Origin of the sequence: Chromobacterium rhizoryzae (assembly GCF_020544465.1) — a bacterium.
Classification (GTDB): domain Bacteria; phylum Pseudomonadota; class Gammaproteobacteria; order Burkholderiales; family Chromobacteriaceae; genus Chromobacterium.
The window spans coordinates 1,570,441-1,582,989 of sequence record NZ_CP066126.1; the positions used below are offsets into that span (position 1 = coordinate 1,570,441).

The 12,549-nt window shown below is 63.3% G+C and carries 11 protein-coding genes; 6 read left to right on the top strand and 5 right to left on the bottom strand.

Features of this window, described 5'->3' with window-relative positions:
* Nucleotides 1-122 precede the first annotated feature (122 nt).
* The 5 genes from JC616_RS07195 to JC616_RS07215 all read right to left on the bottom strand — a co-directional run bounded on the left by JC616_RS07195 (nt 123) and on the right by JC616_RS07215 (nt 5,326).
* Nucleotides 123-752, bottom strand: coding sequence for a MarC family protein (locus JC616_RS07195; protein ID WP_019103674.1), 630 nt, complete (start codon nt 750-752; stop codon nt 123-125).
* A 143-nt stretch (nt 753-895) separates the two neighbouring features.
* Complete coding sequence (gene dapE / locus JC616_RS07200; RefSeq protein ID WP_227107486.1) at nt 896-2,029, bottom strand: succinyl-diaminopimelate desuccinylase; 1,134 nt, start codon at nt 2,027-2,029, stop codon at nt 896-898.
* Complete coding sequence (locus JC616_RS07205; protein WP_107799033.1) at nt 2,026-2,376, bottom strand: arsenate reductase; 351 nt, start codon at nt 2,374-2,376, stop codon at nt 2,026-2,028. The genes dapE and JC616_RS07205 overlap by 4 nt, the downstream gene beginning before the upstream one ends.
* 8 nt (nt 2,377-2,384) lie before the next feature.
* The gene (locus tag JC616_RS07210) at nt 2,385-3,518 is read right to left on the bottom strand and encodes a PilT/PilU family type 4a pilus ATPase (RefSeq protein ID WP_107799034.1); all 1,134 of its coding nucleotides are present in this window, start codon (nt 3,516-3,518) and stop codon (nt 2,385-2,387) included.
* A 125-nt stretch (nt 3,519-3,643) separates the two neighbouring features.
* Entirely contained in the window at nt 3,644-5,326 is a 1,683-nt protein-coding gene (locus tag JC616_RS07215) for a long-chain-fatty-acid--CoA ligase (RefSeq protein ID WP_227107488.1), read from the bottom strand.
* Between the two features lie 313 nt (nt 5,327-5,639).
* On the opposite strand from JC616_RS07215, the gene rimP reads away from it, so the two are divergent.
* The 6 genes from rimP to rpsO all read left to right on the top strand — a co-directional run bounded on the left by rimP (nt 5,640) and on the right by rpsO (nt 12,506).
* Nucleotides 5,640-6,065 (top strand): ribosome maturation factor RimP, encoded by a 426-nt coding sequence (gene rimP, locus JC616_RS07220; RefSeq protein ID WP_048409119.1) that lies wholly within the window; start codon nt 5,640-5,642, stop codon nt 6,063-6,065.
* A gap of 51 nt (nt 6,066-6,116) precedes the next feature.
* The gene (nusA, locus tag JC616_RS07225) at nt 6,117-7,595 is read left to right on the top strand and encodes a transcription termination factor NusA (protein WP_107799036.1); all 1,479 of its coding nucleotides are present in this window, start codon (nt 6,117-6,119) and stop codon (nt 7,593-7,595) included.
* A 39-nt stretch (nt 7,596-7,634) separates the two neighbouring features.
* Nucleotides 7,635-10,565 carry a translation initiation factor IF-2 gene (gene infB, locus JC616_RS07230; RefSeq protein ID WP_227107490.1) on the top strand — a complete coding sequence of 977 codons (2,931 nt, stop codon included), beginning with the start codon at nt 7,635-7,637 and terminating at the stop codon, nt 10,563-10,565.
* 210 nt (nt 10,566-10,775) lie between these two features.
* The gene (gene rbfA, locus JC616_RS07235; RefSeq protein WP_107800119.1) at nt 10,776-11,195 is read left to right on the top strand and encodes a 30S ribosome-binding factor RbfA; all 420 of its coding nucleotides are present in this window, start codon (nt 10,776-10,778) and stop codon (nt 11,193-11,195) included.
* The gene (gene truB / locus JC616_RS07240; protein WP_227107492.1) at nt 11,192-12,115 is read left to right on the top strand and encodes a tRNA pseudouridine(55) synthase TruB; all 924 of its coding nucleotides are present in this window, start codon (nt 11,192-11,194) and stop codon (nt 12,113-12,115) included. Before rbfA ends, truB begins: the two co-directional genes overlap by 4 nt.
* Nucleotides 12,116-12,236: 121 nt before the next feature.
* A complete protein-coding gene (gene rpsO / locus JC616_RS07245) occupies nt 12,237-12,506 on the top strand; it encodes a 30S ribosomal protein S15 (RefSeq protein ID WP_019104449.1) in 270 nt (89 codons plus the stop codon).
* The last annotated feature ends 43 nt before the right edge of the window (nt 12,507-12,549 follow it).

Here is a 12,549-nt window from a genome sequence, read left to right on the forward strand (position 1 = left end):
TTTCCATGCGGCGAACGGGCGGAGCCCGGGTCTTGCCCCGCTTTGTCTGGTATTGAACGCCAGGCGCTGTGCTGATCGCCTCGGCACAATAATCCTGCCGAGTTTGTGGGTTTTTTGGGATTTTATCGTGCAAGCTGCGGAAAAAGCCGGTAAATCCCATCCACGATGATTTCCACCGACACCGCCGCCAGCAGCATGCCCATCACCCGGTTGACGATGTTGATGCCGGTCTGCCCCAGCAGGCGGGACAAGGGCGAGGCCAGCACCAGCGCGCCGTAGCAGGTGATGGCCACCAGCAAACTGCTTACCAAAAGGTAAACCACCTGTACCCACGACGAGGCCGTCGTCGCATAGATGATCACGGTGGAGATGGTGCCCGGCCCGGTCATCAGCGGGATGGCCAGCGGCACCACGGCGATATTGGTCTTGGTTTCCGCTTCCTCGCGCTCCACCTTGGTGGTCTTGGTCGGTCCCGGTTTGGCGTTCATCAGCGCGATGGCGATCAGCATCACCAACAGGCCGCCGCCCACCTGGAAAGAGCCGACGCTGATGCCGAGAAAGCGCAGCAGGGTCTCGCCGACGACGGCGAACAGGCAGAGCACGATGGCCACGGCGATGGCCGTGGTCTTGGCGATCTTCTTGCGCTCCAGCTGATTGGAGGTGGGCGTCAGGCTGATGAAGATGGGAATGGCGCCCAGCGGATTGACCAGCACCAGCAGCGCGATGAATATTTTTGCGATTTCGACTTCCATGGTTCGGATCATACCTTTCGCTGGAGGCCGCCGCATTCAGGCGGGAGACGAGAAGCGTCGACGCCGCGCCACGGCGGCGCGCCGCAAAGCAAAAAAACCGGCCGCGCCAGGCGCAACCGGTTTCAGCATAGCCGGAATTCGGCTTAGTCAGTGTTCAGCAGCAGTTCCAGCGTGTGGCGATAGATGGCGGACAAGGGTTCGACATCGGCCGCCTCTACGCACTCGTTCAGCTTGTGGATGGTGGCGTTGACCGGGCCGAACTCCACCAGCTCGCGCGCGATGCGCTTGATGAAGCGGCCGTCGGAGGTGCCGCCGGTGGTGGAGAGCTCGGCCCGGCGGCCGGTGGCGTCGGCGATGGCGAGGCCAAGCGCCTCGGTGAGCTGGCCCGGCTGCGTCAGGAAAGGCTGGCCGGACAATTGCCAGTGCAACTCATAGCCCAGGCCGTGGCGGTCCAGAATGGCGCAGACGCGTTCCTTCAGCGATTCCGCGCTGCTCTCCGGCGAGAAGCGGAAGTTGAAGCGGATGTCGCAATGGCCGGGGATGATGTTGCTGGCGCCGGTGCCCGCGTGGATGTTGGACACCTGCCAGCTGGTGGGCGGGAAAAAGGCGTTGCCCTCGTCCCAGCGCGTCTCCGCCAGTTCGGCCAGCGTCGGCGCCATCAGGTGAACCGGGTTCTTGGCCAGGTGCGGATAGGCGATGTGGCCCTGGATGCCGTGCACGATCAAATGGCCGGACAGCGAGCCGCGGCGGCCGTTCTTGATGGTGTCGCCCAGCGCCTGGTCCGAGGTGGGCTCGCCGACGATGCAATAATCTATGGTTTCGCCGCGCGCCTCCAGCGCGTCCACCACCTTGACGCTGCCGTCCACCGCCACGCCTTCCTCGTCCGAGGTGATCAGGAGGGCGATGGAGCCGGGGTGTCCGGGATGGCGGGCGACGAAATCTTCGCAGGCGGTGACGAAGGCGGCCAGCGAAGCTTTCATGTCGGCGGCGCCGCGGCCGTAGAGCAGGCCGTTGCGGATGGTGGGTTCGAAGGGCGGGCTGTCCCATTGCTCCAGCGGGCCGGTTGGCACCACGTCGGTGTGGCCGGCGAAGCAGACCAGCGGAGCTGCGTCGCCGCGGCGGGCCCAGAAGTTGTCGACCTCGCCGAAACGCATGCGCTCCACGCGAAAGCCTATGGCTTCCAAGCGGGCGATCATCAATTCCTGGCAGCCCTGGTCGCGCGGGGTGACCGAATCCAGCCGGATCAGCTGCCGCGCCAATTCTAAGGTTGCGCTCATTTCAGCAGGCGCTCCGCCCAGTCGGCTTCGACGAAGCCGACGCTGATCTTGCCGCCGGCGTCCAGCACCGGGCGCTTGATCACCGAGGGATTGGCCTGCATCAAGGCCAGCGCGGCCGGCAGTTGCTCGGCGCCGGCCTTGACCTCGTCCGGCAGCGCGCGCCAGGTGGTGCCCTGGCGGTTGATCAGCTTGGCGAGGCCGACCGCGGCGGCCCAGCGCTCCAGGCTGGCGGCGTCCGCGCCTTGTTTCTTGAAATCATGGAAGTGGTAGTCGAGGCCGTTGTCGCTCAGCCATTGGCGCGCTTTTTTGACGGTGCTGCAATTGGGTATGCCGTAAAGAGTAATCATGGGTGGGTTTACAGGTCCAGTTTGATGCTGTCGAAGCTTGGCGGCTCGCCGCCGGCTTGCTTATCGTCGCCGCTCGCCGCTTTTTCCTTGCTCTGATTGATCAACCAGTACAAGTTGGTGGGCGAGTCGGCGTTTCTCAGGGCCTCGTCCAGGCTGATGCGCCCCGTGCTGTAGAGCCGGTACAACGCCTGTTCGAAGGTTTGCGAGCCATCGCTCATGCTGCTTTCGATGGCTTCCTTGATTTTGTCTATCTCTCCGTTTCGGATCAACTCCGAAATGCGCGCGGTGTTGATCAGGATTTCGATCGCTGGCACCCGGGCGCCGTCCACCGTGGGGATCAGCCGTTGCGAAACCACCGCCTTCAGCGCGGAGGACAGGTCCATCAGCAAGGCGGCGCGGCTTTCCGCCGGGAAGAAATTGATGACCCGGCTCAGCATGTGATAGCTGTTGTTGCCGTGCAGCGTGGAGATGCACAGATGGCCGGACTGGGCGTAGGTCACCGCCTGGGTCAGGGTTTCCGGGTCGCGGATCTCGCCTATCATCAGCACGTCCGGCGCCTCGCGCATCGCGTTTTTCAGCGCGCGGGCGTAGGAGAGGGTGTCGAAGCCTACTTCGCGCTGGTTGACGATGGACTTGTCGTGGCGGAACAGGAATTCGATCGGGTCCTCCACGGTGAGGATGTGGCCGCTCATGCTCTGATTGCGGGTTTGCAGCATGGCCGCCACGGTGGAGCTTTTGCCGGAACCGGTGGAGCCGACCACCAGGATCAGGCCGCGCTTGAGCTTGATCAGTTCGCTGAGCACCGGCGGCAGCTGCAAATGCTCCAGCGACGGAATATTGGGCAGGATGTAGCGCACCACCATGCCCACCGAGCCGCGTTGCCAGAAGATATTGATGCGGAAACTGCCGAGGCCGGGCACCGGGTGGCCCAGGTTCATTTCGCGTTCCTGTTCGAAGACGCCGATTTCCTCTTCGCTCATCAGGCTGTAGGCCAGCTGTTTGACCATGTCCGCGGTCAGCGGTTTTTCGTTCATCGGCAGCAGCTCGCCGTTCTGCTTGATCATCGGCGGGGAGAAGCTGGTGAAGAACAGATCGCTGGCGCGGCGTTCGGCCATCAATTTGAAAAACGGCAGCATCAACATAATTGTGCACCCGAAGCGGCAAGGTTTATCAATGGAACGGTTCTTTTAAAGTGTAGCCGGCCCGCGCCCAAAAAAAACGCCGCCCGACAGCGCGGGCGGCGGCGATTTCATGGCGTCCGCATGGATCAGGCGGGTTTGGCGCCGCTGTTCTCGTCGCGCAGCGCGCGGCGCAGAATCTTGCCGACATTGGTCTTGGGCAGCTCGTCGCGGAATTCCACCAGCTTGGGCACCTTGTAGCCGGTCAGATTGTCGCGGCAGTGCTGGATGATGTCTTTTTCCGTCAGCGCGCGGTCTTTGCGCACCACGAAGACCTTGACCACCTCGCCGGACTTGTCGTCCGGCACGCCGATGCAGGCCACTTCCAGCACGCCGGCGTGGCCGGCTACCACGTCTTCGATCTCGTTGGGGTAAACGTTGAAGCCGGACACCAGGATCATGTCCTTCTTGCGGTCCACCAGTTTGACGAAGCCGTCCGGCGTCAGCATGGCCATGTCGCCGGTGGCGAGGAAGCCGTCCGGGCTCAGCACCTTGGCGGTTTCGTCCGGGCGGTTCCAATAGCCTTTCATCACCTGAGGGCCGCGGATGCACAGCTCGCCCTGCTCGCCGGGGGCCACTTCCTCGCCCTCGGGGCCGCGCAGCTGCATCTCGGTGGAGGGCACCGGCACGCCGATGGTGCCGTTGTAGGCGGCGAGATCCAGCGGGTTCATGCACACGGCCGGGCTGGCCTCGGTCAGGCCGTAGGCTTCCACCAGGGTGACGCCGGTCACTTGCTTCCACTTGTCCGCCACCGCTTTTTGCACCGCCATGCCGCCGCCCAGCGCCAGGCGCCAGGTGGAGAAGTCGAGCTTGGCGAATTCCGGATTGTTCAGCAGCGCGTTGAACAGGGTGTTGACCCCGGTCATGCAGGTGATCGGGTACTTGCCCATTTCCTTGATGAAGCCGGGGATGTCGCGCGGATTGGTGATCAGGATGTTGAGCGCCCCCACTTCGGTGAACACCATCAGATTCGCGGTCAAGGAGAAGATGTGATAGAGCGGCAGCGCGGTGACGATGATTTCCTGCCCCGGGCGGATCACCGGCTTCACCCACTCGCCGGCTTGCAGCATATTGGCGACGATATTGCGGTGAACCAGCATCGCGCCCTTGGAGACGCCGGTGGTGCCGCCGGTGTATTGCAGGAAGGCGATGTCGTCGTGGCCCAGCTCCACCGGCCGGTAGGGCGCGCGCGCGCCGCGGGACAGAACGTCGCTGAAGCGGACATGGCCGGGCAGGCGCCACGGCGGCACCATCTTCTTGACCTTGCGCACCACGAAGTTGACCAGCATGCCCTTGGCGAAGCCCAGCATCTCGCCGATGGAGGCCACGATCACGTGCTTGACCTGGGTGCGCGGCAGCACCTGCTCCAGCACGCTGGCGAAGTTCTCCAGGATCACGATGGTTTCCGCGCCGGAGTCCTTCAGCTGATGCTCCAGCTCACGCGGGGTGTACAGCGGATTGACGTTGACCACGGTGCCGCCGGCGCGCAAGGTGCCGAACACCGCGACCGGATATTGCAGCAGATTGGGCATCATCACCGCCACGCGGTCGCCCTTCTGGAGCTTCAGCTCATGCTGCAGATAGGAGGCGAACTGGCCGGAGAGCTGGTCCATCTCGCGGTAGCTGAGTTCTTTGCCCATGCAGGCCAGGGCGGGGCGGTCATGGAATTTCTTGACGCTGCGGTCGAAGACTTCGACCACGGATTGAAACTGGTTGATGTCGATTTCGTGAGCTACGCCCGGCTGGTAGTTTTTGAGCCACACCTTTTCCATAAATCCCGGTTTCTCCATCGTGCTGGTTAACGAGAGTCGCGCCAGCGTATCGCGCGCCGGCGGGCGTCGTACCTATTTGGTGACTATATATTTGTTATGTCGCGGCGGCTTGGCCGCTCATGACGTCAAACTGCTGTTTGAGTGCCCGGTAATGTACCGTAACTGGAACCGCTCGCAAAGAAGTCCGGCGCAAACAGCCGTCCGGTCCCGTTGGAGGCGGGCGGTTCGCCGGTTTTCTTTTTCAATGGAATAGGTTACAATCGCGTCGGTTAGGGATGGGCGTTTCGCCCATTTTTTATTTGTGGAAAAAGCAATGGATGTTCGTTTGCTGCTGGAAAACACCCTGCCGGGTCTGGGCTACGAGTTGGTCGATTTCGAAATGACCCCAGGGGGCGGTTTTCGCGTTTTTATCGACAAGCCGGGTGGCATCACCGTGGAAGATTGCGTCCAGGTGAGCAATCACTTCACCCGCCTTTTCATGGTCGAGAACATCGACTACGAGCGACTCGAAGTGTCTTCGCCGGGCTTGGACCGTCCGCTGAAGAAAGAGGCTGATTTCGTCCGCTTCGCCGGTAAGCTTGCCAAGATCAAGACGCGCATGCCGATCGAGCAGCAGAAGAAATTTACCGGTCGTCTTGCCGGGGTCGAGGAAGACTCTGTGAAGCTGGATGTGGATGGCCGCATCGTGGCGATTCCGTTTGCCAATATCGACAAGGCCAGGCTGGAGCCTGAGTTTTGATGTCTGGACGGCCATAAGCCACGCAAAAGGACAAAAATCGGAGAGGAATGAATGAGTCGCGAGATTTTGTTGCTGGTGGATGCCCTGGCGAGCGAAAAGAATGTCAGCAAGGATGTGGTGTTCTCCGCCCTTGAGATGGCGCTTGCCTCGGCAACCAAGAAAAAGTTTACCGATGACGAGATGGACGTGCGCGTCGAAATCGACCGCCACAGCGGTCAATATCAGACCTTCCGCCGCTGGTTGGTGGTGGAAGACGAACTGCTGGAATCGGAAAGCAAGGAAATCGGCGTAATCGACGCGCGCGAGCGCGATCCGCGCATTGAAGTGGGCGCGTTCATCGAGGAGCCGATGGAGGCGGTGGAGTTTGGCCGCATCGGCGCGCAAACCGCCAAGCAAGTGATCCTGCAACGCATTCGCGACGCTGAGCGCGAGCAGCTGCTGAACGAGTTCCTGCAGCGCCGCGAGCACCTGGTGACCGGCACCATCAAACGCATCGAGCGCGGCAACGCCATCGTGGAATGCGGCAAGCTGGAAGCGGTGCTGCCGCGCGATCAGATGATCCCCAAGGAAAACCTGCGCGTGGGCGACCGCGTCAAGGCTTTCCTGTTGCGCATCGATCGTCTGGGTCGCGGCCCGCAGCTGGTGCTGTCGCGCACCTCTCCGGATTTCCTGACCAAGCTGTTCGAGCTGGAAGTGCCGGAAATCGACGAAGGCCTGCTGGAGATCAAGGCCGCCGTGCGCGACGCCGGCATGCGCGCCAAGATCGCCGTCAAGGCCAACGACGCGCGCATCGATCCGCAGGGCACCTGCATCGGCATGCGCGGTTCCCGCGTTCAGTCGGTCAGCCAGGAGCTGGGCGGCGAGCGCATCGACATTGTGCTGTGGGCGCCGGAACCGGCTCAGTTCGTGATCAACGCGCTGTCGCCGGCTGAAGTCAGCCGCATCATGGTGGACGAAGACAACCACAGCATGGACGTGGTGGTGGAGGAGGAGCAACTGGCGCTGGCCATCGGCCGCAGCGGCCAGAACGTCAAGCTGGCCGCCGAGTTGACCGGCTGGTACCTCAACATCATGACCGTTGCCGAGGCTGAAGAAAAGCATCAGGCGGAAGACGCCGCCGTGCGTGATCTGTTCGTGAGCGCCCTGGGCGTGAGCGAAGACGTCGCCGCCGTACTGGTGCAAGAAGGCTTTGCCGCTTTGGAAGAAGTGGCGTATGTGCCGATTGCGGAGATGCTGGAGATTGAAGGGTTTGATGAGGAGCTGGTCAACGATCTGCGCATCCGCGCGCGTGACGCTCTTTTGACACAGGCTATTGCGTCCGAAGAAAAGGTGGAAAGCGTTTCCGATGGCCTGCGCGATATCGAGGGCCTGGACGCCGAGCTGGTTCGCAAGCTGGCCGAAGGCGGCGTGATCACCCGCGACGATCTGGCCGATTTGGCCGTGGACGATCTGGTGGACATGACCGGCATGGAGGCCGAGACCGCCCGCGCCGTCATCATGAAGGCGCGCGAGCACTGGTTCGACCAGTAAGGCCTGTCCGGAAAGAATTTACAGAATTTGGGAAGACGCATGGTTTTGACAAACGTAAAACAATTTGCCAGTGAGCTTAACCTCACACCGGAACGCCTGCTGGAACAGCTGGGCGCGGCCGGCGTGAGCAAACGCTCGCCGGATGACGCGCTATCCGCGCAAGACAAGTCCCAGCTTCTTGACTATCTGAAGCGCTCCCACGGCGCGCGCGACGAAGAGTCGCGCATCGCCCTGACGCGCAAGTCCACCAGCGAGATCAAGACCGCCGACGGCAGCACCGTCAAGGTGGAGACCCGCAAGAAGCGCTTCGTGGTGCGTCCGGAAGAGGCGTCCGCGGCTCAGCCCGCCGCGGCCGAGTCCAGCCCGGCCGAGCCGGTGAAGGCGCCGGAACCGGCGCCGGCTCCGGCGGTGGAAGCCAAGCCCGAACCGAAACCGGAAATCAAGCCCGAGCCCAAGCCGGAACCGGCTCCGCAAGCCGCGGAAGCCAAGCCCGAGCCCAAGCCGGCTGAAGCGCCGCGCCAGGAAGCCGCCAAACCGGCCGCTCCCAAGCCGGCCGCTCCGGCGCAGCGTCCGACCGTGGCCTCCATCCTGAGCCCGGAAGAAATCGCCGCTCGCGAAGCCGAGGAAAAGCGCCAGGCCGCTTTCCGCGCCCGTCAGGAAGCGCTGATGCGCGAAAAGATCGAGCGCGAAGAGCGCCGCCAGGCCGCGCGCCAGGCCGCCTTGCAACCGCCGCCGGCTCCCGAGCCGGTGCGCGCCGCTGAGCCGCCGGCTCGCCGCGAAGAACCGCGCCGCGACGACCGTCGTCCGGCCGGCGCCGGCGACAACCGCGGCCCGCGCCCGGCTGGCGACAACCGTGGCCCGCGCCCGGCTGGCGACAACCGCGGCCCGCGCCCGGCTGGCGACAACCGTGGTCCGCGTCCGGCTGGCGACAACCGCGGCCCGCGTCCGGCTGGCGATAACCGCGGTCCGCGCCCGGCTGCTGCCGGCGCGCCCGGCGCCCCTGCGGTGCCGGCCACCGTGGCCGGCCGTCCCGACGCCAAGAAAGGCGGCGGCAACAAGAAGGGCGGCGATCGCTGGGACGACGGCAAGAAGGGCGGCCGCGGTCTGAGGACCAAGGGCGGCGATGCCGGCAACGACTGGAAATCCCGCGGCGGCAAAAACCGTCACAAGCAGAACAATCAGCACGCCTTCCAGGCGCCGACCGAACCCATCGTGCATGAAGTGCTGGTGCCGGAAACCATTTCCGTCGCCGATCTGGCGCACAAGATGGCCGTCAAGGCCGTCGAGGTGATCAAGGCGCTGATGAAGATGGGCATGATGGTGACCATCAACCAGGTGCTGGACCAGGAAACCGCGATGATCGTGGTGGAAGAAATGGGTCACGTGCCGAAGGCGGCTCAGGCCGACGATCCGGAAGCCTACCTGGAGCTGGGCGGCGGCGAAACCGTGGAAGTGGCCGAGTTGCCGCGCTCCCCGGTGGTGACCGTGATGGGTCACGTCGACCACGGCAAGACCTCGCTGCTGGACTACATCCGCCGCGCCAAGGTCGCCGCGGGCGAAGCCGGCGGCATTACTCAGCACATCGGCGCTTACCACGTGGAAACCCCGCGCGGCATGATCACCTTCCTGGACACCCCGGGTCACGAAGCGTTTACCGCGATGCGTGCCCGCGGCGCCAAGGCCACCGACATCGTGGTGCTGGTGGTGGCGGCCGACGACGGCGTGATGCCGCAGACCATCGAAGCCATCCACCACGCCAAAGCGGCCAAGGTGCCGATGGTGGTGGCGGTGAACAAGATCGACAAGCAGGGCGCCAACGTCGAGCGCATCCGTCAGGAACTGGTATCGCATGAAGTGGTGCCGGAAGACTGGGGCGGCGACACTCAGTTCGTCGAAGTGTCGGCCAAAATGGGCCAGAACATCGACGCGCTGCTGGAAGCCATCCTGCTGCAAGCCGAAGTGCTGGAGCTGAAGGCTCCGGTGGAAGCGCCGGCCAAGGGCATCATCGTCGAGGCTCGCCTCGACAAGGGCCGCGGCCCGGTGGCCACCTTGCTGGTTCAATCCGGCACCCTGAAGAAGGGCGACGTGGTACTGGCCGGCACCGCCTTCGGCCGCGTCCGCGCCATGATGGACGAAAACGGCAAGGCCATCGAATCCGCCGGTCCGGCGATTCCGGTGGAGATCCTGGGTCTGTCCGACGTGCCGCAAGCCGGCGAAGACGCGATGGTGCTGACCGACGAGAAGAAGGCGCGTGAAATCGCCCTGTTCCGCGCCGGCAAGTTCCGCGACGTGCGTCTGGCCAAGCAGCAAGCGGCCAAGCTGGAGAATATGTTCGCGCAGATGGCGGAGGGCGAGGTGCAAACCCTGTCCATCATCATCAAGGCCGACATGCAAGGTTCCTACGAAGCGCTGGCCGGCAGCTTGCAAAAGCTGTCCACCGACGAAGTGCGCGTGGGCATCCTGCACTCCGGCGTGGGCGGCATCTCGGAATCCGACGTCAACCTGGCGATCGCCTCCAAGGCCATCGTGATCGGCTTCAACACCCGTGCCGACGCCGCCGCCCGCAAGCTGGCGGAGAGCGAAGGCGTGGACATCCGCTACTACAACATCATCTATGATGCGGTGGACGAAGTGAAAGCGGCGCTGTCCGGCATGCTGGCTCCGGAGAAGAAAGAACAGATCCTGGGCACGGTGGAAATCCGTCAGGTGATCCCGGTGTCCAAGGTGGGCAATATCGCGGGTTGCATGGTGACCGACGGCATGATCAAGCGCACCGCTTCGATCCGTCTGATCCGCAATCACGTGGTGGTGCACACCGGCGAACTGGATTCCCTGAAGCGCTTCAAGGACGACGTGAAGGAAGTGAAGCAGGGCTACGAATGCGGCCTGATGCTGAAAAACTTCAACGACATCCAAGAAGGCGACCAACTGGAAGCGTTCGAAATCGTGGAAGTGGCGCGCTCTCTGTAAGCGAGACGCCAAGGGCGGGCGCCGGTCTGACCGTGAGGTCGGCGGGCGCTCGCCTTTTTTCTTGTTTGAATTAGCCACGGAAGTACACGGAATGAATGGCGCTGAATGAGGGGGCCTGATTCGGTGGACAAGGGGGAGCGCCGCCGATGCGCGCTTTCCGTGCCGTTCCGTGTGCTTCCGTGGCTAATTAATCAATTTATTGGAAATGCTATGGCCAAAGCCAAAAAAGGTTTCTCCCGTTCCGACCGCATCGCCGAGCAGATTCAGCGCGAACTGGCGGAACTGACCCGCAAGGGCCTGAAAGATCCGCGCGCCGGTTGGATCACCATCACCCTGGTGCAAGTGACCCGCGATTATTCGCACGCCAAGGTGTTCTACACCGTGATGGACGAGAAGACGCGCGAAGCCACCCAGGAGGCGCTGGAAAGCTCGGCCGGCTATCTGCGCTCCGAGCTGGGCCGCAGCATCAAGATCTTCACCACGCCGCAGCTGCACTTCGTCTACGACGAATCGGTGGAGCGCGGCATGCATATGACCAGCCTGATCAATCAGGTGGCGCGCGAGGACGCCGAGAAGTTCGGCGGCCAGGAAGCCGCGGCCGGCGAGGACGGCGCCGAGGGCAAGGAATGAGCAAGCCGCGCAGCAATCGCCGCCTGATAGACGGCGTGCTGCTGATCGACAAGCCTTACGACATCTCCAGCAACGGCGCGCTGCAAAAGGCGCGCTGGCTGCTGAACGCCGCCAAGGCCGGCCATACCGGCGTGCTGGACCCGCTGGCCACCGGCCTGCTGCCGGTCTGCCTGGGCGAGGCCACCAAGTTTTCCTCCTATCTGCTGGACGCGGACAAGGGCTACCGCGCCACGGTGAAGTTCGGCGTGGTGACCACCACCGGCGACGTGGAGGGCGAAGTGGTGTCCGAACGTCCGGCGGCTTTCGACCGCGACGGCCTGCTGGCGGCGATGGCGGCCTTCCGCGGCGAAATTTCCCAGGTGCCGCCGATGTATTCGGCGCTCAAGCACCAGGGCAAGCCCTTGTACGAGTACGCGCGCGCCGGCATCGAAATCGAACGCGAGGCGCGGCGGGTGCATATCCGCAAGCTGGAGTTGATCAGCCTGGACGGCGACACCGCGGTGATCGAGGTGCTGTGCAGCAAGGGCACCTATATCCGCACCCTGGCCTGCGACATCGGCGAAGCCCTGGGCTGCGGCGCGCATCTGACCGGCCTGCGCCGCACTGCCACCGGCGGTTTTTCGCTGGACGAGGCCTTGCAACTGGCGGATATCGAAGCGCTGGAAATGCCGCAGCGCGAGGCCTTGCTGTTGCCGGCGGACATCCTGGTGCGCCATCTGCCCGAGGTGGAACTGGCGGCCGAGGAGGCCGGTAAATTCATGCACGGACAGCCCGTGCGTTTTACCGAAAAATGTGCGAAAATGCAGCGTTTCCGGATTTACCGCGAGGGAAGCCGGGAATTCTTGGGGCTGGGCGAGGCGCGCGACGATGGTCGCCTGCATCCGATCCGGCTCCTGGCGAGCAAGACGGCGACGTCTTGAACGCCGACGGCCGCAAGGCCGCTTTACCGGAGTGTTGATGGGTTGCGAGGGTTTCGGCCTTGGCTGCTCGCTGCACTTGTCGGGTTGAAAGACCCCTACTGATAATTTGGAGTTACCCCAAATGGCAATGACCGCCGCTCAAAAAGCAGACATCGTTAAAGACTTCCAGCGCAGCGAAGGCGACACCGGTTCGTCCGAAGTGCAAGTGGCTCTGTTGACCGCTCGCATCAACGACCTGACCCCGCACTTCAAAGCCAACACCAAGGACCACCACAGCCGTCGTGGCCTGTTGAAGCTGGTAAGCCGTCGCCGTCGTCTGCTGGATTACCTGAAGCGCACCGATGCCGATAGCTATCGCGCATTGATCGCTCGCCTGGGCCTGCGCAAGTAAGGTTGGGTTTTGGAAAAGTCGCAGCGTGCTGCGACTTTTTCAT

Coding starts and splice junctions, on each gene's coding strand:
- JC616_RS07195 (WP_019103674.1), bottom strand. CDS start 752: ATGGAAGTCGAAATCGCAAAAATATTCATCGCGCTGCTGGTGCTGGTC.
- dapE (WP_227107486.1), bottom strand. CDS start 2,029: ATGAGCGCAACCTTAGAATTGGCGCGGCAGCTGATCCGGCTGGATTCG.
- JC616_RS07205 (WP_107799033.1), bottom strand. CDS start 2,376: ATGATTACTCTTTACGGCATACCCAATTGCAGCACCGTCAAAAAAGCG.
- JC616_RS07210 (WP_107799034.1), bottom strand. CDS start 3,518: ATGTTGATGCTGCCGTTTTTCAAATTGATGGCCGAACGCCGCGCCAGC.
- JC616_RS07215 (WP_227107488.1), bottom strand. CDS start 5,326: ATGGAAAAGGTGTGGCTCAAAAACTACCAGCCGGGCGTAGCTCACGAA.
- rimP (WP_048409119.1), top strand. CDS start 5,640: ATGGATGTTCGTTTGCTGCTGGAAAACACCCTGCCGGGTCTGGGCTAC.
- nusA (WP_107799036.1), top strand. CDS start 6,117: ATGAGTCGCGAGATTTTGTTGCTGGTGGATGCCCTGGCGAGCGAAAAG.
- infB (WP_227107490.1), top strand. CDS start 7,635: ATGGTTTTGACAAACGTAAAACAATTTGCCAGTGAGCTTAACCTCACA.
- rbfA (WP_107800119.1), top strand. CDS start 10,776: ATGGCCAAAGCCAAAAAAGGTTTCTCCCGTTCCGACCGCATCGCCGAG.
- truB (WP_227107492.1), top strand. CDS start 11,192: ATGAGCAAGCCGCGCAGCAATCGCCGCCTGATAGACGGCGTGCTGCTG.
- rpsO (WP_019104449.1), top strand. CDS start 12,237: ATGGCAATGACCGCCGCTCAAAAAGCAGACATCGTTAAAGACTTCCAG.